The 20,562-nt window shown below is 60.3% G+C and carries 21 protein-coding genes, 1 tRNA gene and 1 pseudogene; 12 read left to right on the top strand and 11 right to left on the bottom strand.

Features of this window, described 5'->3' with window-relative positions; translation table 11 throughout:
* Positions 1 to 657: 657 nt before the first annotated feature.
* The gene (locus N2600_RS00505; RefSeq protein WP_260297664.1) at positions 658 to 1,554 is read right to left on the bottom strand and encodes an aldo/keto reductase; all 897 of its coding nucleotides are present in this window, start codon (positions 1,552 to 1,554) and stop codon (positions 658 to 660) included.
* 401 nt (positions 1,555 to 1,955) lie between these two features.
* Here N2600_RS00505 and N2600_RS00500 point away from each other — a divergent pair, with 401 nt between their 5' ends.
* The 3 genes from N2600_RS00500 (at position 1,956) to N2600_RS00490 (ending at position 4,515) form a co-directional block, all read left to right on the top strand.
* Positions 1,956 to 3,305 carry a cation diffusion facilitator family transporter gene (locus N2600_RS00500; RefSeq protein ID WP_260297663.1) on the top strand — a complete coding sequence of 450 codons (1,350 nt, stop codon included), beginning with the start codon at positions 1,956 to 1,958 and terminating at the stop codon, positions 3,303 to 3,305.
* Positions 3,306 to 3,377: 72 nt separating this feature from the next.
* The gene (locus N2600_RS00495) at positions 3,378 to 3,656 is read left to right on the top strand and encodes a metal-sensing transcriptional repressor (RefSeq protein ID WP_024323399.1); all 279 of its coding nucleotides are present in this window, start codon (positions 3,378 to 3,380) and stop codon (positions 3,654 to 3,656) included.
* 136 nt (positions 3,657 to 3,792) lie between these two features.
* Complete coding sequence (locus N2600_RS00490; protein ID WP_260297662.1) at positions 3,793 to 4,515, top strand: ABC transporter permease; 723 nt, start codon at positions 3,793 to 3,795, stop codon at positions 4,513 to 4,515.
* A 108-nt stretch (positions 4,516 to 4,623) separates the two neighbouring features.
* Here N2600_RS00490 and N2600_RS00485 read toward each other — a convergent pair whose 3' ends face one another.
* The 5 genes from N2600_RS00485 to N2600_RS00465 form a co-directional block, all read right to left on the bottom strand.
* The gene (locus N2600_RS00485) at positions 4,624 to 5,259 is read right to left on the bottom strand and encodes a TetR/AcrR family transcriptional regulator (RefSeq protein WP_260297661.1); all 636 of its coding nucleotides are present in this window, start codon (positions 5,257 to 5,259) and stop codon (positions 4,624 to 4,626) included.
* A gap of 19 nt (positions 5,260 to 5,278) precedes the next feature.
* Positions 5,279 to 5,950: a class I SAM-dependent methyltransferase gene (locus N2600_RS00480; RefSeq protein ID WP_260297660.1), complete on the bottom strand. Its 672-nt coding sequence runs from the start codon at positions 5,948 to 5,950 to the stop codon at positions 5,279 to 5,281.
* Between the two features lie 329 nt (positions 5,951 to 6,279).
* Complete coding sequence (locus N2600_RS00475) at positions 6,280 to 6,582, bottom strand: hypothetical protein (RefSeq protein ID WP_260297659.1); 303 nt, start codon at positions 6,580 to 6,582, stop codon at positions 6,280 to 6,282.
* Positions 6,583 to 6,735: 153 nt separating this feature from the next.
* Positions 6,736 to 7,104: a cell surface protein gene (locus N2600_RS00470; protein ID WP_260297658.1), complete on the bottom strand. Its 369-nt coding sequence runs from the start codon at positions 7,102 to 7,104 to the stop codon at positions 6,736 to 6,738.
* Between the two features lie 191 nt (positions 7,105 to 7,295).
* Positions 7,296 to 7,616, bottom strand: a complete 321-nt coding sequence (locus N2600_RS00465) for a hypothetical protein (RefSeq protein WP_260297657.1) — start codon at positions 7,614 to 7,616, stop codon at positions 7,296 to 7,298.
* Between the two features lie 282 nt (positions 7,617 to 7,898).
* Between N2600_RS00465 and N2600_RS00460 the strand changes: the two are divergent.
* Positions 7,899 to 8,135: pseudogene (locus tag N2600_RS00460) on the top strand (hypothetical protein); the annotation flags it as partial.
* Between the two features lie 348 nt (positions 8,136 to 8,483).
* Positions 8,484 to 8,729, top strand: a complete 246-nt coding sequence (locus tag N2600_RS00455; RefSeq protein WP_064245140.1) for a DUF982 domain-containing protein — start codon at positions 8,484 to 8,486, stop codon at positions 8,727 to 8,729.
* Between the two features lie 66 nt (positions 8,730 to 8,795).
* Here the strand turns inward: N2600_RS00455 and N2600_RS00450 are convergent, their stop codons facing one another.
* The 5 genes from N2600_RS00450 to N2600_RS00430 all read right to left on the bottom strand — a co-directional run bounded on the left by N2600_RS00450 (position 8,796) and on the right by N2600_RS00430 (position 15,706).
* Complete coding sequence (locus N2600_RS00450; RefSeq protein ID WP_260297656.1) at positions 8,796 to 9,803, bottom strand: COG3904 family protein; 1,008 nt, start codon at positions 9,801 to 9,803, stop codon at positions 8,796 to 8,798.
* Between the two features lie 202 nt (positions 9,804 to 10,005).
* Positions 10,006 to 11,211, bottom strand: a complete 1,206-nt coding sequence (locus N2600_RS00445; RefSeq protein ID WP_260297655.1) for a hypothetical protein — start codon at positions 11,209 to 11,211, stop codon at positions 10,006 to 10,008.
* A 420-nt stretch (positions 11,212 to 11,631) separates the two neighbouring features.
* Positions 11,632 to 11,708 (bottom strand) — tRNA-Arg (locus N2600_RS00440).
* A 122-nt stretch (positions 11,709 to 11,830) separates the two neighbouring features.
* Positions 11,831 to 13,351 carry an ATP-binding protein gene (locus N2600_RS00435; RefSeq protein WP_260297654.1) on the bottom strand — a complete coding sequence of 507 codons (1,521 nt, stop codon included), beginning with the start codon at positions 13,349 to 13,351 and terminating at the stop codon, positions 11,831 to 11,833.
* Between the two features lie 357 nt (positions 13,352 to 13,708).
* Positions 13,709 to 15,706 (bottom strand): methyl-accepting chemotaxis protein, encoded by a 1,998-nt coding sequence (locus N2600_RS00430; protein ID WP_260109956.1) that lies wholly within the window; start codon positions 15,704 to 15,706, stop codon positions 13,709 to 13,711.
* Positions 15,707 to 16,124: 418 nt separating this feature from the next.
* Between N2600_RS00430 and rpmH the strand changes: the two genes are divergently transcribed.
* The 7 genes from rpmH to N2600_RS00395 all read left to right on the top strand — a co-directional run bounded on the left by rpmH (position 16,125) and on the right by N2600_RS00395 (position 20,515).
* On the top strand, positions 16,125 to 16,259 hold the full coding sequence (rpmH, locus tag N2600_RS00425; RefSeq protein WP_003545006.1) for a 50S ribosomal protein L34: 135 nt from the start codon (positions 16,125 to 16,127) through the stop codon (positions 16,257 to 16,259).
* 21 nt (positions 16,260 to 16,280) lie between these two features.
* Positions 16,281 to 16,682 carry a ribonuclease P protein component gene (rnpA, locus tag N2600_RS00420; protein ID WP_017966790.1) on the top strand — a complete coding sequence of 134 codons (402 nt, stop codon included), beginning with the start codon at positions 16,281 to 16,283 and terminating at the stop codon, positions 16,680 to 16,682.
* Positions 16,682 to 18,475: a membrane protein insertase YidC gene (yidC, locus tag N2600_RS00415; RefSeq protein ID WP_260297652.1), complete on the top strand. Its 1,794-nt coding sequence runs from the start codon at positions 16,682 to 16,684 to the stop codon at positions 18,473 to 18,475. The genes rnpA and yidC overlap by 1 nt, the downstream gene beginning before the upstream one ends.
* A 153-nt stretch (positions 18,476 to 18,628) precedes the next feature.
* Positions 18,629 to 19,282, top strand: a complete 654-nt coding sequence (yihA, locus tag N2600_RS00410; RefSeq protein ID WP_017966788.1) for a ribosome biogenesis GTP-binding protein YihA/YsxC — start codon at positions 18,629 to 18,631, stop codon at positions 19,280 to 19,282.
* Between the two features lie 263 nt (positions 19,283 to 19,545).
* Positions 19,546 to 19,755 (top strand): cold-shock protein, encoded by a 210-nt coding sequence (locus tag N2600_RS00405; protein WP_003588915.1) that lies wholly within the window; start codon positions 19,546 to 19,548, stop codon positions 19,753 to 19,755.
* Between the two features lie 132 nt (positions 19,756 to 19,887).
* Positions 19,888 to 20,112 (top strand): hypothetical protein, encoded by a 225-nt coding sequence (locus N2600_RS00400; RefSeq protein WP_017966786.1) that lies wholly within the window; start codon positions 19,888 to 19,890, stop codon positions 20,110 to 20,112.
* Positions 20,113 to 20,239: 127 nt separating this feature from the next.
* A complete protein-coding gene (locus N2600_RS00395) occupies positions 20,240 to 20,515 on the top strand; it encodes a hypothetical protein (protein ID WP_003544996.1) in 276 nt (91 codons plus the stop codon).
* Positions 20,516 to 20,562: the final 47 nt, after the last annotated feature.

Here is a 20,562-nt window from a genome sequence, read left to right as displayed (position 1 = left end):
CGACGACGCTTGCCGAGTCAAACCGCGGGCGGTCGAAGCCTTTTGGGCATGAGAGAAATGAGACTTGGGGGAAAAGAAAAAAGCCCGACGCGGGAGGAGGTGCGCCGGGCTCTTGATCCTGACTGACAACTGGGAGGAGGAGTGTTGTCAGTCCGATGTAAGAGCGCTGGGAGGAGGAGTGCGCTGCTTACGAAGATAGTAATAGCCAATTCTTTTGATTCGGAATAGCGAAAATACCGCAATGCAGCAATGCACTGCACGCAAGGCTTGCCCTCAAAACAACAGGTCGCCGCCTCATTTTGCAGCATGTTTGACCGGATGGTCAAAATTATGCCGAAAATTGCGGCCTCGGGGATCGCCGGCATTGCCCTCATCTGGAGGCCGCCACCTCTGCCGGGTCGAACCACAGCTCTCGACCCGTCCACGGTCACGTAAACGGAGCGAAGGGACATGCCGCGGCGTCTCGACTCCCTCTTCTCCCCAGCGGGGAGAAGGTGCCCGTAGGGCGGATGAGGGGGCCGGCGAAACCGGTCTTTCCTACAACGGGTGCGGGATAGGAATGGAAGGGCACGCCGTGTGGCCCCCTCATCCGCCTGCCGGCACCTTCTCCCCGAGGGGAGAAGGGAACACACCGCGACCTCTCCGTTTCCCGCCTCGTCAAGCAGCCTTGAAGACCTTCCTGCCTTCGCCGTCGAGGGCGGAGAATTCCTCGTTCGAGAGGGTGATGTCGACGGCTGCGACATTTTCCTCGAGATGCTTGACCTTGGAGGTGCCGGGGATCGGCAGCATGACCGGGCTGCGCTTCAGCACCCAGGCGAGCGCGATCTGGCTGGGTGCTGCATTGTGCTTCCTGGCGATCGTATCGAGCAGCGAGCCCGGCTTGGCGAGGTCGCCGGCGGCCAGCGGATACCACGGGATGAAGCCGATATTGTGCTTGGCGCAATAATCGAGCACGTCCTCGCTAGTGCGGTCGACGAGATTGTAGCGGTTCTGGACGGTCGCGACCTTGAAGTGCTTCGAAGCCGCCTCGATGTCGGCAACGGACACTTCGCTCAGACCCGCATGGCGGATGAGGCCGGTGTCGAGCAGCGATTTGATCGCATCGAACTGTTCCCTGACCGGCACCTTCGGATCGATCCGATGCAGCTGCCAGAGATCGATCTGCTCGACGCCGAGATTGCGCAGGCTCTTATGCACTTGCTGGATCAGATATTCCGGACGTCCGACGGGCAGCCAGATATCGGGCCCGTGGCGGGTCAGGCCGCCCTTGGTGGCGATGACAGACTTGCCGCCGTAGGGATGCAGCGCTTCCTTGATCAGCCATTCGGAGACATCGGGGCCGTAGGAATCGGCCGTATCGATGAAGTTGACGCCGAGTTCCGGCAGGCGCTTCAGCGTGCGGATGGATTCGGCATGATCGGAAGGCTCGCCCCAGATGCCCTTGCCGGTGACGCGCATGGCGCCGAAACCGAGACGATTGATCTCGATATCGCCGCCGATCCTGAAGGTGCCTGACTTTGCTGCGTTGTATTGGGCTGCGTTGTGACTGGACATGGTCTTTCCTCTCTTATCAATCAATCATTGAAATCTGTGGAACGCTCGGAGGCGGATTGCACAGCCGCGGCACGGATGCCGAGGCTTTCGGAGATGCCTTCGAGCGCGAATGTCTGCCCTGATCGAAAGCGATGCCCGGCATGGTGAAGATCCGCCTATCGCGGGGATCATCAGAATGTGGCCGCTGCGACGCTTGCAGATATAGGACAGGACAGACCCGATAACAGGGCTCGACAAACGGGGCCGACGAAAGAAATGGTGCTGGAACAGCGGCGCCGGATAGACTCGCAAGGAGCGTTCGAGCCTCGCATGGAATTGGATCGCATCTGCAGACAAGAAGCCAACTTGACCTATCCTCTCCAGGGGGATAGGTCTAAATCCAGTTTGGATAGAGATCTGCAATGTTGGTCAGCATCAGGGAATGGTTCGGTTTCGGTCAAGGCGGTCAATCCCATGGCCACAGTCACGGCTCGCACGGCCATTCGCATGGAGATGCCGGAGGCCAGGGGCATACGCACGGCGTCGTCGATCCGAACATCGCCTCGTCCGAGCGCGGCATCTGGGCGATCAAGTGGTCGTTCGTCATTCTGGCCATCACCGCAGCCCTGCAGCTCGTCGTCGTCTTCTCTTCGGGAAGCGTGGCGCTGCTGGCCGACACCATCCACAATATCGGCGATGCCGCCACCGCAATTCCTTTGTGGATCGCCTTCACACTGGTCCGACGGAAGCCGACGAAAACCTTCAACTATGGCCTCGGCCGGGTCGAGGACCTTGCCGGCATGCTGATCGTGCTGATCATTCTCTTCAGCGCCATCGTCGCCGGCTATGAGGCAATCGACCGCCTGCTGAACCCGCAGCCGATCACCCAGCTTCTGGCGGTCGCCGTCGCCGGCGTCGTCGGCTTCATCGGCAACGAGGCCGTGGCGGTGTTCCGCATCCGTGTCGGCAGGCAGATGAACAGCGCCGCGCTGATCGCCGACGGCTACCACGCCCGCACCGATGGTTTGACGAGCCTGGCCGTCGTGCTCGGTGCGGTCGGGGTCTGGCTCGGCTTTCCGCTCGCCGATCCGATCATCGGCCTGCTGATCACCATCGCGATCTTCGGCATCGTCTGGCAATCGGCGCGCGCCATCATCACCCGCAGCCTCGACGGCATCGAGCCGGGGATTACGGACGAGATCCACCATGCAGCAGAGCATGTCGCCGGCATCGAACGCCTGACGGACGTCAAGGCTCGCTGGATCGGTCACCGGCTCCATGCCGACGTTACGATCTCGGTCAGCGGCGACAAGCCCGTCGCGGATGCCAACATCATCGTGGCCACGCTTCGCAATGAGCTTCACGCCCATCTTCCGGCGCTGGGTACGGCGAGCATCCAGATCGCCGAGGCAGCCGCCGAAGCGCCCTCCAACCATCGCGGCCACGGGCATCACCACGCTCCCGCTGCGTTCACGGTGAGTTCCCGATTGGCGACCGGATTGCTGGAGATTGTCGACACGCCGGAGGGTGAACGCATGCGGCTTTCCATTTCGAAACACGCAAAGGGGCTCGAGGCCGTCGTGGAGATCGCCCGCGATGGTCTCGTCGTGCGGCTGCCGCTGCTCCCTTCGCCGGCCGATCATCACGCCTTGATCAGCAACGTCGCTCCGGCCGAGCCTCACGCGTTCGATGCGGTGCTGAAGCTGATGGCAGGCGTCGACGTCGACGACCTTCCGTTTCGAATGGAAGCGCCGGAAGGCCATCATCACTGACTTGTCCCGGAGGCGATCCCCGGCGTAAGGTCGAGCGCCCTTCTGCTCGGAAGGATCGAGAACATGGACACGATGACCGAACCTCACACCCACGCCACCCATCCGGAGATCGTCAAGCGCCTGAAGCGGGCCGAGGGTCATCTGAAGAGCGTCATCACGATGATCGAGGCAGGCAAGCCGTGTCTCGACATCGCGCAGCAGCTCTCTGCGGTGGAGAAGGCGATCATCAACGCCAAACGGACGCTGATCCAGGATCATCTCGACCACTGCCTCGAAGAGACGGTCGGCGCCCTGCCGCGCGACAAGCGGCAGTCGATCGACGAGTTCAAGACGATCACGAAATATCTTTGAGGAAATGACCGAGGTTACCTGGCGGCCTATTCTTCGTGGGTAATGGCGGCCGCTTCGATCCTGCCGGTCTGCCGGTGGCCATCGCCAAAGTGGGGCGCTATATCCTGCTTACAGTTTTGACGACGGGACTGGCCTGATGCCCTGGCAGCAGATCATCGAACTCCAGCGCGACATCTACCTGTCATTCGCAGAGCATATCAAGTCGTTCGCCGCTGGCGGCGGCTGGTTTGCTTTCCTTGCCTTTCTTCCAATGGGCGTCGCCTTCGGCGCAGCCCATGCCCTGACGCCGGGGCACAGCAAGTCCGTGCTCGCCACTTACCTCACGGGATCCTCGATAAAGGCCCACAAGGCGCTGTTGGTGTCGATGGCTCTGTCGTTCACCCATGTGAGCATGGCCGTGCTGATCGCACTGCTGGCGCTGCCTCTGGTCTCGCATTCCTTCGTCGATGCCGGGTCGGCACCCGTACTTCAGGCCGTAAGCAGTGGCCTGCTCGGCCTCATCGGCCTGTGGATGGTATCGAGCGCCCTCTTCCGACATGCACACACCCATTCAAGCGGCGAAGGCGTCGCCGTCGGTTTCATGGCCGGCTTGATCCCCTGCCCTCTGACCTTGTTCGTCATGACTTTCGCGATGATCCATCAGGTGGTCATCACCGGACTGCTCTTTGCCCTGTCGATGATGTTCGGGGTCTGCGTCACGCTTTCGGCGGTCGCAATCCTCGCCGTGATGTTCCGCGAGCAACTCGCCCGCCTGATGAGCACGCGGCCGAGGCTTCTGGCGGTGGTTTCGAAATCCATCGAGGCGGCGGCCGGCGCGATCCTCGTTGCCGTCGCTCTCCATGAAATCATTTTTGCCTGATCTTTTGCTTGCGGGCTTATGCACCGATCGAAAGCGGACGACTGAAATCGTCAGATCGACGGCGGTTGGAACCCGAAGCTGGGCTGCGCCGCCTCAGCCGGCCCCGCGTCAACGCCTGGTCTTTGCCTCGTCGCCGAATTCCGCCAGCATCTTCCAAAGGTCGGTGAAAATCTCCCGGGCGAAATCCTGCGGCGAAGCACTTGGCGGGCGCTGCTGCCAGAGCTCAGCCCCGACGCGCAGCGCACCGATGACGATGGCCGCAAGGACGCGCATGCGCGGCCGCTCGAGCGGATCACCTCCCTTGCGCAGCAGCAGCGCCTCGGCGAGCTTCTGTTCGAGCCTGGCGTATTTCAGCTGGTCGCGGGCCTTCAGCGCCGGCGTGCGATGGATGAGGTCGCCACTCGCCAAGCCAGGCTCGTCGACGGAGGCGATGACGGTTGCGGTGATCGCCGCCTCGACCGCGGCAACGGAGGATTCGTCCACTGGCCTTGCGGCGATTGCCGCCATCAGGCGATCGGCGAAGGCATCCTGCCAAGCGAAAACCACCTCTTCCTTGGAGGGGAAATAATCGAAGAAACTGCGTTTGGAGACATCGGCCGCCTCGGTGATGTCCTCGATCGTCGTGGCCTCGAAGCCGCGCTGCAGAAAGAGGTTCATGGCCGCCTGCTCGATGCGCGCGCGCGTCTGCCGCCGCTTGCGTTCCCGCCTGCCTTCGGTCGTCTCCGTCCGCTTGTTCTCAGCCATTCCGGCCCGGCATCATCGTTCAGCCGCCGGGTTCGTTGGAAAAGGCGGCGACGTCGTCGATATCAGTCTCGCTCTCGCGATAGCCGATGCGCTCGCGCGACAGTTCCAGCGGTTTGCTGCGCGAAATCCTGTAGACAGACGCCGGCGGCAGGTTGCGCACCGTGCCGCCGATGCGCACCGCCTTCAGGCCGAGACGCTCGAGGATCGGCCGCGGCACCGGGCAGCGCGGACCATAGGTAAACTGATAGACGGCCCCGCCCGGCCGCATATAGGCGAAGGCGCCGGCCATGATCGAGGCGATCTTGTCGGGCGACATGGAGAGCAGCGGCAGGCCGCTGACAACCGCGCCGACCGGTTCGCCTTCGAAAATATCGGCATGGGCGAGATGGGCGGCATCCATCTGCAATATGCGCGCCGTTGGGAACCGCGCCTGCAGCGAGGTGATGAACTCCGGGCCATACTCGATCAGGGTCAGATCCGCTTCGCTCACCCCGCGCGCCAGCAGCGCCCGGGTGAAGACGCCGGTTCCCGGGCCGAGCTCGATGATCGGACCGTCGGGTGCGGCAATTTCACCGGTCATGATCCTGGCAAGCGAATCCCCCGACGGCGCGATCGCCGCGACCCGAAGCGGATTGCTGATCCAGCAGCGGAAAAAATGCAGGAAATCGGCGCGCGCGGACTTTGCAGTCATGATTCTCCCACCCGTCTGAAATTCGATTGATTACGAAATGCGACCATCGCGGCGAGCATGGCAATTCCAAGGCAGACGCGTCAATCGCTCCTGGCTGCGGCTTTTCGCAACACCACCGTCAACTGTTTGCGCGATTCTGTACTTATTGCATTTTTGCATTTGGTGCAACATCGTAAGAACGACAGCTGGGAAGGACATGCCGTATCCGGCTGGCAAGGCCGAGGATGGTGCCGAGGGAAGAGCGATGTCTGCCAACAAACTGAGGGCGGCTCGGAGGCCGCCCTTCAGCTCAGACGGGGCCGCTCGATGGCGAACGGCCGAGCGCCTCGTCAGTAATTGCAGCTGGAGCTGCTCGTCGGGTTGAAGCCGAGCTTGCAATCCATGTTGAGCGGCTTCTTCGGGTTCATCATATAGTGTGTCGAGCCCGTGGTTTCCGAGGCGCGCTCGCCGATCGAACCGGTCGTGCGCCTGTCGTGTTCAACCTTGGTTTCTTGGCGCACGACCGGGCGCTTGGCTGCACCCTGCTCTGTCGCGCTGGACTGGAGGGGAGTTGCCGCGGCCGAGAAGGCCGAGAGGCCGAGGATTGCGCCGAAGGCAGCGGCCACCAGGCCGTTCTTGAAAGTCGTGGTCATCATCGTCTCCTTGGGAGGATCGTGGAATTTACGCCCCGGAGTTAGGAAGGCGATCTGTCACATACTACGGTGCCAAAGCAGAGGTCACGGACATGTGAGCGGCGGCCCGATCGAGAAAGAGGCGGCTCGTCGCCGCCTCCTTCATTTGCCGGCTCAATAGCCGTTATCACACGGCATGCTGCCAGGACCGATCGATCCGGAAAACTTGGGGTTGCACATTCCCGGGCGTGCGGGCCTCTTCACCGGCTGGCGGACGGAGCCCGTGGTGCCGGCCTCGGCGCCGAAGGCGGCAAGCGGATACCAGTAGCCATCGGAATGGCGGCGGGTGCCGGGACGCTCCGTGCGAAAGCCTTGATAGCCACGCCATGTACCGGCATGTTCTTTATTTTGCACCATTTTCACGTCCGAGACGATCGGTGTCGGAACGCTCTGCACGGTCGCCGCCCGCGCGGAAACGATCGGCGCAAGGCCAAGAATGAGACCAAGCGCGACGGTGGATGGGGCAAGACTGAGCATTTTCATGATAAACCCTCCTTACTGGATCTACGTCAGGAAAATGCTTTCTTGGCGCGCAGAGTTCCCTTGCCGCACGCGACTTCCAACAGTCGTGATTGCAGGCGATCCGGCGTGACTGAATCGGCCAAAATCGTGAAAAGCCGCGATCAGGAAGAGGGCTTAAACGGCGCTTCTGAGGAAACTTGAATTCTCTGTTCTCAATTCGCGTATAATGTCCGGTAACCCTGGCCGGAGAGGCAGGCGACATATTGGCGATGGGCGGCGGCGCGCGCTATCGTTTCGGCCTCCAGCTCATCGGCCCCGGCATATCCGGTCAGCTGGGCGCGCAGCTGATACTGCTTTCTCGCCTCGTCATACATGGCGTTGCCGTCGGTCATGCAAAGACCGTGCGCGACAGCGGGCGGATTGACCGGCACGCCGACCGCCAGGAGCACGGGATCATTGGCATGGTCGATGCAGCCGGCAAGGCCCGTCATCATCGCCAGGGCAGCCAGAGCCCGAAAAATTCGCACCGTCATGCATTCCTCCGGCTGAAGCCCCTCAAAGATCATCAGACCTGCGGATACATCAGGAAGGTTGCGCGAAACTAGGCAGACGGCTTGCCCGCCAATTTCGGCCGGGGGACGGGAGACGGAGTTCCTGATCGTGGCGAAATGTCTTGTTAGGGACACCCCACCAAAGATCTATATAGCACTTCGGAATCCCGAAATTGGTTGGGGCATTGAATTCATTCAACGTTTCTTCACCTGCACAGGTCACGAAACCCGGCGGATTTCGGAATCCCGAAGCGGAGGGATTTCGTGCCTGCATGGACTCGCGAGAAAGCCATAAGCGCCTATTTCGGAAACGATCCGCGGCTCCTAGCAAACCACGGACTTTGCAACGCCAAATTCCATAACGTCGTACTCTGCCAGCCGGGATGGGAAACGGGCAACCCGGATGAGTGCTCATATCTGGTTTGCAGCGGCTATTACTCAGCCCTGTTCGGGAAGGAAGAAAGGGAAGACTATTTGAGAGACTATCCGGACGCGCAATAACCCATCCTCTTCACCAGCAAATGACCTCGGACCTGCTCGGCACATCCACCAAGGGCTATTCGCTTGAACTTCCTGCAGTTCTGCAACCGGAACCTGGAATGGCCGGGCCTGGAAAGGTCTATCGTTGCTCGCCAGGGAGACGCCTTGCCCGGCGAAGCCTTGCTGGCATGGAGCGGCGGCGCATAAGCGCGCGAAACAGCGGCACGAAACTATTTTCGAAAAGCACATCTCAGCAGTTCGCTGATCGAGAAAGGCATCTCGTTCATGCTGCACCTCGCCACGCCGGATGAATCGCCCTATGTGTGCAGGCTGCAGCGGCAGAGAGCACGCAGCGGAGGTCCTGAGATCATGCAAACCATTTGGAAGAAGCCGGTAACGCTCGCCCTTGAAGGGCCGGATCAGTGGGTGGTTATCCAGACGACCCAGGCCGCGACATGGGCGCTGGTCGAGGACTGGCCGACCGAAGAGGGTCCTGCCTTGGATAAGGCTTGTGCGGTTTGCGCCGACGTCATGGCGGGAAAACGGAACCGGGAAGAGGCGCGACAGGCTTTCATCGACGCTGCGATCGAAGCCGGAATCCCGATTAAGGAATGAAGCTAGATGCGCTGAGGTGAGACAGGCCTAATATGCATGCGTGAGAGAGTGGAGTGCTCACGGAGGCTAGCAAAGTACTGAGAAAAGCGTCTCCAGTTGCTCCCGGCCACCTTCGGTATTCACTGGAGCTATTCCAAAGAACACAGGTGCCTCGTTTGACGCCCGGACTTGAACGCCGAAGCTAGTGGAGTAAGCAATTGCGCGCGCTTCGCCCTCCTCTAACTTAACGATGATGTTTACGTCGCCGCCATTGACGAAACGCAGCGCCCTTTCTGAGATGTCCGTGCTAAGTTCCCCGTCGTTCAATACAATTTCCACTAAAGAAAACTCGGTCAACTCCCTTTCCCGACCTTGAGCTTCAATCACAGCGTGGAATAAAAATCCGCTCCCTCTGGCGTACACAAGCATAACCTTATGATGGCCGTAGATTGAGTCTCGTTCGCCTCGCACGTAAATAGCGTCACCACGTGCCTGAACCGTCCAAGTGACATCAGTAACTCCGCCGGTAACAACCCTGAGATTCTTGAGTGTAGCCTGATCAACGAGCTTTATTTCCGTGCTCGGGGTGGAAGAGGATATTTCAAGAAATGCAGGCGAGGCGCCCATCTCAGCCACGTATGTTGCAATCTTTGCCGACAGCATCTGAGACTTGCCTAGATCTCCCGGGGACGGATTTTTATATGAGAATTGGTGAACCCCGAAGGCCGCAGAGTCATCGTGGTACCGAAGCCTACCTCCAAGAAAAATCAACGTGGCAGCACTCATGCATCGTCCAGGAAGTTTTTCACGCTTGATTATCGTATGATCGGCTCCATCGCACTTGAGCACAAAGAGACCGATATTAGTTGAGAACCAGTTCTGACGTATTTTTCGACCGATATTCATCGCCGTTTCAACGTCACCTCCCAAGGAATCAATGAACACTGGGGTCCGTGGTGGTGGGGTACTTTGAGTTAGGAATTTCTCGAACTTTGTGTCGTCGGCAGCCTTGATCGTCCCGAAGGCATTGACGCTATGGAAGCCGCCAAATGCTCTTTCCAGCTCGCTTTGCGGCTCAGTGTATTCGAAGTCCAAGCGACCTCCCACCTCGTTTCAACACTTACCATTCTCGCTCAAAGCTCGGTCAATGCTCATGGCGCGCCTCCTCGCCAATCATGGAATGTGTAACGCCAAGGTCCAGCGGCTCGCGCAGTGTGCGCCAGGTTGGTAGGAGAGCAACGGCAAGGGCGCTTGCTGATACGCGATTTGCGCCGGCTCGGTTCCTCAGCGCTAACTGTCATCGCCCCGTGCAACACACCTTGCGAACGAAAGCGTTGCCCCAGGTAGCAATGGCATCATCTGGTATTGATCCGCTGGCCTTTAGTTTGGTCAACAGCGCTTCGGCACCATCGGGATCAAAAGTTCGGTCCAACGTGATAGCAAACCAGCTGTTGCTTGCAAGGAAGGCCGTGAGCGGTAACGGCGAGCCGCGAACATATTGCTCGGTCTGCGCGTAGTTGTCGAAGCTCTTCACCTGTACGAACTGAGTGCCGTACGGGCCAGCGCCGTATTCCGCGACCCAAACCCAAGAGTGGAACATGTAGCCGACCCTATTGCCGATCTTGACGTGGAACCATTTACCTGTGTCGTCAAGAATGGTCAGTGGGCTGCCGTTCATGAAAGTCACAACGGTATGCGACGCCGAGGAGGGGCCGGCCTTGAGGGGAGCCTGTCCATTGTAATTCTGGACGCGACCGCCCTTAGCGGTGGGGATAGCGAACGACGGTGGCGGCTCTGCAGCGGGTGGCGGCAAGCTTGCTTGCGCGCCTGGATCCTGAGGTGCGCTTGGGGGCAGAACGGGTGGTGATGTGTTCGGAGGGGGCATGGAGGCCCTTTGGGGGTCGTGGTCCGCACTAGGCTGCGTACCAATAGTAGTCAAATGGTATTTCTCCATCTCGCTACCGGAAAGGTATCGAATGTCATCGCTGTTATACGTAAGAGCAAGCTGAAGTAGAGCTGGATCGACGCCCATCTCAGTCATGTAGGCTATCACATTAGCGGTCATTTGTTGGATGGCCGAAACTGCGTCGGCAACATTAAGTGTGGGGTCGTCTGAAAACGAGGACTTATGGACGCCGATGGAACCCGGCTGAGCGAAACGAGAGATGCCCCCCATAAAGGCCAGCGAACAGGCTGACGCGCATTCCATGTTGCGTATCTGTATGGTGTCGAGGCGCAAAGATCGAATGAGCCGACCAAGCTCCATGGCTTTCACCACGCTTCCACCGGGAGAGTTGAACGTTACGGCCTGCGTGTTGCTGATCTGGGCCGAGGCAACGAAGTTGGAAAGGTCATCTGTGGTCTCAAATTCACCGTTCACAACGAGGTATCGCAGACCGTTGTCGGTCACCTGCGGCGTGTAAGACAGCCCCGCCAACGCGGCATTAGCGCCCAACGTCAACAAGCCAAGCGCTGCGACCCACGCGGCGCCTTTGTATTTCACCCAACGCAAACTCGGCATAGCACGCAAGACCCCAACTGCCCGCAGTCATAGTGGGACATTGGCACGCATTCCACAAGGTGGGTGTGCTAACCAATTGGAATGATCGTTAAGCGCGAAGCAAGCAGGCAACTGCCGTATGCCCATCCCCCGCTCATGTCTTCAACACCGACCTGACTGACTTAGCGTTGGGCGTCACGATGATCGGTTTGCCACGGAGCCAACTCTCTGATCGGACCCGGCACGCCCACCTTTGGGGAAGCCGCTTACGAAACTCGTAGATGCCTGAAGTCCGTCTCTGCATATAGCTGAGCCCTGCCATCGAGTGTCCCACCCTTGTGCGATACCGATGTGTACTAGGCGGCTCTCGCTAAGGTTCTGAAACCCTAGATGTTTTAGGGCTTCAATGCATTAGGAAAAGAGTGGCGCACCCGAAGAGATTCGAACTCCTGACCCCCAGATTCGTAGTCTGGTGCTCTATCCAGCTGAGCTACGGGTGCGTGCAAAATGCGGCGGTGCCGCTTGCGTGGCGATCCTCTAAAACGTCCTTCGGGACAATGCAAGAGCATTTCTGAAAAAATCGCGTCTTTGTCTGCCAGCAGCGGCGCCTTCGGAAATCACGTCACTTCTCGATATGCGTCCGGCTGCGATAATCCTCCAGCGAAACCGGGCGATCGGGGATCTCGATGCGGAACTGCGTGCCGACCGTCGGTTTTTCCACCAGCGCGATGGTGCCGCCATGGGCAAGCACCAGCTCGCGGGCGATAGTGAGGCCGAGGCCGGTGCCGCCGGAACGGGCGGAGCCGCGGAAGGCGGCAAAGAGGTTTTGGCGCGCTTTCAGCGGCATGCCGGGACCGGTATCATCGACCGTGATGCTGACGACGCTGCCGACGCGCTGGGCGGCGACGGTGATGCGCTTCAAGGTGCCAGGCGCACCCTCGCTCGGCGCGGTCAGCGCCTGCAGCGCGTTGCGGCAGAGATTGTGGATGACGCGGAACAGCTGTTCGCCATCGGCATCGACCTTGAGATCGGCGCCGATCTGCTCGATGAATTCGATGCCGCTCTGCGGATCGATCGCCAGTATATCCTTGACCTCCTGGGTGAGCTCCAGAAGCAGGATATGACGGCGGCGCGGCGCGGATTCGCTCGCCTTGCCGTAGGACAGCACCTCGGTGGTATAACCGACGGCGCGGTCGATGGTGCGCAGCAGCTTCGGAGCGAAGCTTTTGACCATCGGATCATCGACATCGACCAGCCGGTCCGACATCAGCTGCGCGGAGGCCAGGATATTGCGCATGTCGTGATTGATCTTGGACACGGCAAGTCCGAGAGCGGCAAGGTTCTTCTGCTGCTTCAGCGTCTTCTGCAGCTCCATCTGCATCGAGGTGAGGTTGCGGCCGGCGACCGCCAGTTCGTCGCGGCCGCCGTCACCGATATAGATATGGGCCGGGTTGTCCGGATCGGAGGAGAATTGCTGCATGCTGCCGGTCAGCCGGCGGATCGGGCCGATGAGGATGCGGTTGATCGCAAAGAAGATCAGCGTTGCCGTGAACAGCGAGATCAGCACCGACAACAACAGGACATTGCGGGAATAGACGAACATCGCCCTGCGCAGCGGCCGGTCCTTCATCACCACCTCGACGCCGGTGTTGGTGTCGCCGACGGGGCCATAGACGCGGATCATCCTGTTGCCGCCGAAGACCAGCGTGTCGAGCGCATCGCGTATCGCCGTTAGCGCCGGCACGTCGGTCAGATCGTAGGCTTCGTCGACGGAGGTCGGCATATCGGTCGTCGCCAGCAGCCGCGAGGTGCCGTCCTTGCGCAGCACAATCGCCTTGGTGCCGGTCGCCTCCAGCGTCTCCTTCTGCAGCGCGCGCGGCAACTCGACCGGCTGCAGCCCATCGATGACGATGGCGGCGGCAGCGGCCGTGTTCAGCCTGTCCTGCAGCCAGCGCAACCGCATGCTGGCGACCGAGGGAAAGAAGATCAGGATTTCGGCGAGCATGATGAAGACGATGGTGAGCCAGAGCAGCTTGCCGGAGAGACCGCCGAACAGGCCGGCAGACGGGCACCGCGCCCTTGCGGCCTCGCCGGCCGCCGGGTTCTCCGCCGAAGGATTGTCGCCCTGGTCTCTTATCGGCATTCTCGTCTCGCCCGACCGGCAGCATTTCAGCCGCCCTTACCGCTGAGCTCTATATTAGACCAAGATGCTCCGCTTTCAAATGTTTGCGAGCAGCGTCACCTCGTCACAAGAAAATGCCGCCGGAGAGGAGGAAAGCCCCTCCCCAACCCCTCTCCACAAGGGGGAGGGACTAATCGCGGCGCCCGCGCAGCAAATGTCAGCCTTTCCGCGGATGAAACGACGAAGTGGGAAGCGCCAGCGCGACAGGTTAAGCCCCTCCCCCTTGTGGGGAGGGGTTTGGGGCGGGGTCTTTGCCGATCGGGCAGAAAAACTAACGCCGCCCGGAGGCGGCGTTAAAAGGCGCGTGATCAGTAAAGCTTAGAACTCTTCCCAGCTCTGCTCGGCTGCGGCCGCATTACCGCCGAAGGCGCGGGCGACCTTGGCGATTGCGCGGCGGGCGGGCGAGGCAACCGGTCTTTGCGGCTCGTTGCGGACTAGCGCCACCGGTGCCGGCGCATCATCCGACAGTTTGAAGCGGGCAATGAGGCGCACCAGTCCACCGGCTTCGGCCGACAACCTGTGGGTGGCGGCGGAGGTTTCTTCCACCATCGCCGCATTCTGCTGTGTCACCTGGTCCATCTGATTGACGGCGGTATTGACTTCCTTGAGGCCGGTCGACTGCTCGGTCGCGGCCGTCGCGATCGAATGGATATGGTCGTTGATGGCGATGACACGGGTGCCGATTTCGGCCAGTGCCTCGCCGGTCGCCTGCACCAGCTTGACGCCGACCTGCACCTCGTTGCCCGATTTGGTGATCAGCGCCTTGATGTCCTTGGCGGCCTTTGCCGAGCGTTGGGCGAGTTCGCGCACTTCCTGGGCGACCACCGCAAAACCCTTTCCGGCCTCGCCGGCGCGGGCCGCCTCGACGCCGGCATTCAGCGCCAAGAGGTTGGTCTGGAAGGCGATCTCATCGATGACGTTGATGATCTGGCTGATTTCACGCGAGGCCTGCTCGATGCGGCCCATCGCCTCGACTGCATTGCCCACAACGACGCCGGAGCGGCCGGCATTCTCCTTGGCTTCGGACACCATGATGGTGGCTTCATGCGCCCGCTCGGTGGAATTCTGGACGACGGCGGTGATTTCGTCGAGGGCTGCCGAGGTCTGTTCGAGGGCGGCTGCCTGCTGCTCGGTGCGCTTCGACAGGTCGTCGCTGGCGTTGCGCAGCTCGGCGGTGTTGCCGTTCATCGCCTCCGTCGTCTGGCGCACTTCGCGCATCGTCGCCTGCAGGGTGACGAAGGTATTGTTGACGTTCTGCTGCAGCTCGGCGAAGGCGCCCTGGAAGTTGCCGCTCATCGTCTGGGTGAGGTCGCCTTCGGCAAGGCTTGCGATGACGCGGCGGGTCTCGCCGATGCCGGCATCGACGCTCGACAGCAGCGTGTTGATGTTGCCGGCGAACTGATTGAGGTTGTCGTCCTCGTAGTCCTTGCTGATGCGGTGGCCGAAATCGCCGGCTGCAGCCGCGGCCACGACGACCGACATGCTCGACTGCAAGTCGTCGCTCTTGGCGCGCATCGCCGCCTCCTGGGCGTTGAGGCGCTTGACGGCGAGGCCGTTTGCCTTGAAAACCGCAACCGCTGCGGCCATCTCGCCGATTTCGTCCGGCCGGCCGGCGAAGGGAACCTCGGCGTCGAAGTTGCCGTCGGCGACTTCCTTGATCGCATGGGTAACGCGCTTGATCGGGCGGCTGAGATGGCTGGTGCCGATATAGAAGCCCATGCCGATGCCGACCGCGATGCCGATGCCGGTGATGGCGAGCACGAGCATCAGCACCCAGGAGCGGAAGCTCTCGATCTCGGCATTGACGGTTTCCAGTGCTGCCTTGTCGGTGGCGACGACGGCATCGATTTCCGCCTGGAACGCCTTGCGGTTGGCGCGGTTGGCATCATTGTTGCCTTGTTGGCCGGCGGCTTCCGGGCCGACTTCCGTGCCGAGGCGGGCCGTTTCCGTGCGGAAGGTGCGGAATTCCGCGGCGCGGGCGACAAGCTTGGCAAAATCGGCCTTCTCGCTCTCGGGAACGAGCGGCGCCCAGCCCGAAATGACCTTGTCGATCTCGTCGAGGTCGGCCATCAGGCCCTTGGCGAAGTTCGGCGTGTCCTTGATCGTTTTGGCGGCATAGATGCCGCGCGCCTCCATGACCACAGCCGTGACGAAACGGTTGAGCCGTTCGCCGGCATAGGCGCGGGCGGCGGCCTGCTCATAAGCCGTCAGGTTGCGACTGTATTCGTGCATGGCGGACAATGCCGTTGCGCCGATCAGAAGTGCGACCGCGCCCATCACGCAAACCAGCAGATTAATTTTGCCCCGGATCTTCAATGCAATGCTCCTAGCTACGCCACTGCCTGGAAAGCAAATTCCCAGTCGATGCATTGAATATCGGCGAAATTAATTAAAGTTAGATTTCTAATATTTACGATTGTGGCTTCGGAAATGATCCATGCCGAATGCGGCCGGAAGGCGTAAGCGCCTGAAAACAGGGGCAATCGCCCTGCCGCGGCGGAAAACTACAACCACTCGGAGCATGCCTAATTTCTTAACACCAAAGTGCGAACTTACTTTGGAGGCGGCAGTGCAGAGTGAAATGATCCGGCATAATTGACTTTTGCGGGCTTCGTCCTTATAAGCCCGCGCACGTCCGGTCACTCAAGCCTTTCATGGTCAGCCCGTTCGAAAAACAACGCTCCTTGCATTATGCAAATTCAAGAAGGGCCGCACTCCGCGGTGTTTAAAATAAATGAAGCGTACCTACCAACCATCCAAGCTTGTTCGCAAGCGTCGCCACGGTTTCCGTGCGCGCATGTCCACGAAGGGTGGCCGCAAGGTCATCGCAGCCCGCCGCGCGCAGGGCCGCAACCGTCTGTCGGCGTAAGGCCGGGTTGCCCGGTAAGAGATGGCGGGCGAATTGACGACCAGTGAGATGAAACACACTGTCGGGCGGCTGAAGAGCCGCCCGCAGTTTCTTGCCGCGCGCGAGGGCGAAAAACGCCGGGGCGGCCTCTTCCTTCTCGAAGTCCTCGACCGGAAGGAACCCGACAGCCAGGCACGCGTCGGTTTTACAGTCACCAAAAAACATGGCAACGCGGTCGAACGGAACCGCATGCGCCGCCGCCTGAAAGAGGCGGTGCGGCTTCATGCGGGGTTTGCAATGCAGCCCGGACACGACTATGTGGTTGTCGCGCGCAGGGACGTGCTTGACGCGTCCTTCCAGGAATTGGCCGCGGAATTGAAATCCCGCGTGGAAACCAGGCCGAAACACCGGCGCTCCGGAGACGGACGCCCCAGGAACGTATGATGGAAAACAACCGCAATTACTTCATTGCGATCGCTCTCTCGGTGCTGATCGTCCTCGGCTGGCAGTTTCTCTATATGAATCCGCGCATCGAGGCCCAGCGCAAGACGCAGGAAGCCCAGAAGGAGCAGCAACAGACCGAGCAGGTGCAGCAGCCGGCAGCAGGCGGCCAGACGCCGGCCCAGCCGAGCGGTGCGGCACCGTCCAACCAGGCGGCCGCAACAGCGACGCTCGAGCAGGCGCTGGCAAAGACCCCGCGCGTCGTCATCGACACTGCTGCCCTCTCCGGCTCGATCAACCTTGCCGGCGCCCGCCTCGACGACCTGAAGCTCAAGGGCTACCACGAGACCGTCGACGACTCGAGCCCGATCATCACGCTGTTCAGCCCGGCCGAAACCAAGGACGGCTATTTCACCGAACTCGGCTATATCGGCAGCGACGCGACGGGCAGCGTTCCCGGTCCCTCGACGCTCTGGACCGCGCCCGAGGGGGCCAAGCTCACCGAAAAGACGCCGGTGACGCTTTCCTACACCAATGACAAGGGCCTGACGTTCACCCGCACCATCTCCGTCGACGAACGCTACATGTTCACCGTCGCCGACAAGGTCGCGAATACCGGCCAGGCTCCTGCCTCGCTCAATTCCTACGGCCGGGTCACGCGTTACAACAAGCCGACGACGCCCTCCGTCTACGTGCTGCATGAAGGCTTCATCGGCGTCATCGGCGATGACGGCCTCGTCGAAACCAAATATACCGCCGCCGAAAAGGAAGCCGTCAAGCCGGCCAAATCCACCGGCGGCTGGCTCGGCATCACCGACAAATACTGGGCGGCGACGATCATTCCACCGCAGAGTGCTCCCTATGAGGCAAGCTTCTCGCATTTTGCCGACGGTCAGCCGCGCTATCAGGCCGACTACAAGGAAGATGCCTTCACCGTTGCGCCGGGCCAATCGATCGAGCTCAAGAACCTCGTTTTCGCCGGCGCCAAGGAAGTGCCCGTCATCGACGGTTATGAGGCCAGCTACTCGATTCCGAAGTTCGACCGGCTGATCGACTGGGGCTGGTTCTATTTCATCACCAAGCCGATGTTCAAGCTGATGGACTTCTTCTTCCGCTACTTCGGCAATTTCGGCGTGGCGATCCTGTGCACGACCATCGTCGTCAAGGCGCTGTTTTTCCCGCTCGCCAGCAAGCAATACGCTTCGATGGCGAACATGAAGCGCATGCAGCCGAAGATGGAGGAGTTGAAGGCAAAATTCGCCGACGACCGCATGGGGCTGCAGCAGGCGACGATGCAGCTCTACAAGGAAGAGAAGATCAATCCGATCGCCGGCTGCTGGCCGGTGGCGTTGCAGATCCCGATCTTCTTCTCGCTCTACAAGGTGATCTACATCACCATCGAAATGCGGCATGCGCCCTTCTTCGGCTGGATCAAGGACCTTTCGGCGCCCGATCCGACGACGATCGTCAACCTGTTCGGCCTGCTGCCCTTCGAAGCGCCGACCATTCTGCATCTCGGCGTCTGGCCGCTGATCATGGGCATCACGATGTTCCTGCAGATGCGCATGAACCCGACGCCGCCCGATCCGACGCAGGCAATGATCTTCACCTGGATGCCGCTGGTGTTCATGTTCATGCTGGCAAGTTTCCCGGCCGGTCTCGTCATCTACTGGGCCTGGAACAACACGCTCTCGGTGATCCAGCAGTCGGTGATCATGAAGCGCCACGGCGTCAAGGTCGAACTCTTCGACAATCTGAAGGGTCTGTTCCGACGAAAAACGGCGCAGTCGAAATGATGCTTGCAGAGCCCCGCTCCGGCGGGGCTTTTCATTTCCGGGCGGCGGACGAAGGAGACAAGGCATGCCGCGCAGGCGCCTGAAAAGCTTGACATCCGCCCGCAAAACCATGAAGCCCGGTAAAAGACCCAACCCAGAGATTGCCGAGCCTGCATGTCCGACATCGAAAAGCCGCTCTTCGGCCACCCATGGATCTTCATCCGCGGCGTACCGTCCCTGAATTTCCTGCCGCCGGAAGGGCCGCTGGAAGTGGCCTTCGCCGGTCGCTCGAATGTCGGAAAGTCGTCGCTGATCAATGCGCTGGTCGGCCAGAAGGGCCTAGCACGCACCTCGAACACGCCGGGGCGTACGCAGGAACTGAACTATTTCGTTCCGGACGGTTATTCCGGCGAAGGCCAAGACCTGCCGCCGACTGCGATCGTCGACATGCCGGGCTATGGTTATGCGCAAGCACCGAAGGAACAGGTCGACAAGTGGACCAAGCTCGTCTTCGATTACTTGCGTGGCCGCGCAACGCTGAAGCGCGTCTATGTGCTGATCGACAGCCGCCACGGTATCAAGAAGAACGACGATGACGTGCTTGATCTGCTCGACAAGGCAGCCGTCTCCTACCAGATCGTGCTGACCAAGACCGACAAGATCAAGGCGGCTGGTGTACCGAAGCTCATTGCCGAAACGGCGGAAAAGATCCGCAAGCGCCCGGCCGCTTATCCCGGCGTGCTGTCCACCTCGTCAGAAAAGGGCGATGGGCTGGACGAATTGCGCCAGGCGATCGCCGAAACCGTCGGCATCGCCCGCTGGAAATAGACGGCCTGAGCACCCGGACGCGAAGTCATTTGGTGTAAAGGTCGCCGCGGCATCCCGCAGTTGAACATAGCAGGGCCTAAAAACTAACGGTTGACGACCCAGCTTTGATGAGCTAGATAGCGGTCATCGAATTTTGCTTGCTGGCTTGGTTATCGCGCGATTGGCACCGCGCTCTGAACGAACTTCCTTTCAAAAATCGCTATCACCATCGGCATCGCCTCGGCGTTGCGGTTCTTCAATTTGCTATGAAAGGGTTCATCATCATGACCACCGGCACAGTTAAATGGTTCAATTCCACCAAAGGCTTCGGCTTCATTCAGCCTGACAACGGCGGCGCTGACGCCTTCGTTCACATCTCCGCCGTCGAGCGCGCCGGAATGCGCGAACTCGTCGAAGGCCAGAAGATCGGCTTCGACCTCGAGCGTGACAACAAGTCGGGCAAGATGTCCGCTTGCAATCTCCAGAACGCTTAACTCGGTATCTGCTTTCCTTTGACCACGGATGTACTGGCACTGCCGGAAGCACGTTATCAATCCAAGGCCAGGCGATTTGCCTGGCCTTTTTGTTTTCGCTCGCGCGTCGAGCCCACGAGTATCGGAGCCAACATGACAGAAACATACAGCAAATCTCGCCAGCGGGCGGAGATTGCCTTCGGCAGCGTCCAGACCCAGTTTTTCGCGAAGAACCAGGCGGCCGAGGAGCTCGAATCCGACGCCCAATCGCAGCAGGCAAAGACATTGCGGCTTCGGGAGGCCCGGCTTGCGAGGGAACAGAGTAACCGGGTGTCGGCCACCTCTGCCCTCATTGCAAAACGCGCCAGGGCCTGCTGAGATCACAAGCCGATTGACAAGGCTCGAAATTTAGACCGCGCCTGAAACGATGGGCTTGCAGATCGCGCGCTGAAGGACGACCCGAAGCGTGCTGACATTCACTCGCATCGCATCAAGGAATTCATCAATGGCAGAGACTCCGCAGGAACTTCAGTCGATCAATACGGCCTGGCAGATCGCCATTCAGGAAATTCTGCGCATGGTGATCAGAGACATGTATCACGGCGGCGGCGAGGCTTCGTTCAAGACGCATATCAAGCGTATCGAAGAAGCGGCCGTCGACAGTATTTACACGGATTTGCGGCTGCGCGGGACGGATGAATGGACGGAAGTGCTGGTCAAGGAAAGGGCGAGCAATTTCGTCACGACGCTGCTGACGTCATTTACCTACGACCGGACTTAAATCACCCTTTGGCCGGCAGTCGATGGACGCGCCGCCGATCAACGCTT

The organism is Rhizobium sp. WSM1274, assembly GCF_025200775.1.
Taxonomy (GTDB): domain Bacteria; phylum Pseudomonadota; class Alphaproteobacteria; order Rhizobiales; family Rhizobiaceae; genus Rhizobium; species Rhizobium leguminosarum_I.
Note: the sequence above shows the minus strand (reverse complement) of the source record. Positions and strands in the feature narration are given on the sequence as shown.

Coding starts and splice junctions, on each gene's coding strand:
- N2600_RS00505 (WP_260297664.1), bottom strand. CDS start 1,554: ATGTCCAGTCACAACGCAGCCCAATACAACGCAGCAAAGTCAGGCACC.
- N2600_RS00500 (WP_260297663.1), top strand. CDS start 1,956: ATGTTGGTCAGCATCAGGGAATGGTTCGGTTTCGGTCAAGGCGGTCAA.
- N2600_RS00495 (WP_024323399.1), top strand. CDS start 3,378: ATGACCGAACCTCACACCCACGCCACCCATCCGGAGATCGTCAAGCGC.
- N2600_RS00490 (WP_260297662.1), top strand. CDS start 3,793: ATGCCCTGGCAGCAGATCATCGAACTCCAGCGCGACATCTACCTGTCA.
- N2600_RS00485 (WP_260297661.1), bottom strand. CDS start 5,259: ATGGCTGAGAACAAGCGGACGGAGACGACCGAAGGCAGGCGGGAACGC.
- N2600_RS00480 (WP_260297660.1), bottom strand. CDS start 5,950: ATGACTGCAAAGTCCGCGCGCGCCGATTTCCTGCATTTTTTCCGCTGC.
- N2600_RS00475 (WP_260297659.1), bottom strand. CDS start 6,582: ATGACCACGACTTTCAAGAACGGCCTGGTGGCCGCTGCCTTCGGCGCA.
- N2600_RS00470 (WP_260297658.1), bottom strand. CDS start 7,104: ATGAAAATGCTCAGTCTTGCCCCATCCACCGTCGCGCTTGGTCTCATT.
- N2600_RS00465 (WP_260297657.1), bottom strand. CDS start 7,616: ATGACGGTGCGAATTTTTCGGGCTCTGGCTGCCCTGGCGATGATGACG.
- N2600_RS00455 (WP_064245140.1), top strand. CDS start 8,484: ATGCAAACCATTTGGAAGAAGCCGGTAACGCTCGCCCTTGAAGGGCCG.
- N2600_RS00435 (WP_260297654.1), bottom strand. CDS start 13,351: ATGCCGATAAGAGACCAGGGCGACAATCCTTCGGCGGAGAACCCGGCG.
- rpmH (WP_003545006.1), top strand. CDS start 16,125: ATGAAGCGTACCTACCAACCATCCAAGCTTGTTCGCAAGCGTCGCCAC.
- rnpA (WP_017966790.1), top strand. CDS start 16,281: ATGGCGGGCGAATTGACGACCAGTGAGATGAAACACACTGTCGGGCGG.
- yidC (WP_260297652.1), top strand. CDS start 16,682: ATGGAAAACAACCGCAATTACTTCATTGCGATCGCTCTCTCGGTGCTG.
- yihA (WP_017966788.1), top strand. CDS start 18,629: ATGTCCGACATCGAAAAGCCGCTCTTCGGCCACCCATGGATCTTCATC.
- N2600_RS00405 (WP_003588915.1), top strand. CDS start 19,546: ATGACCACCGGCACAGTTAAATGGTTCAATTCCACCAAAGGCTTCGGC.
- N2600_RS00400 (WP_017966786.1), top strand. CDS start 19,888: ATGACAGAAACATACAGCAAATCTCGCCAGCGGGCGGAGATTGCCTTC.
- N2600_RS00395 (WP_003544996.1), top strand. CDS start 20,240: ATGGCAGAGACTCCGCAGGAACTTCAGTCGATCAATACGGCCTGGCAG.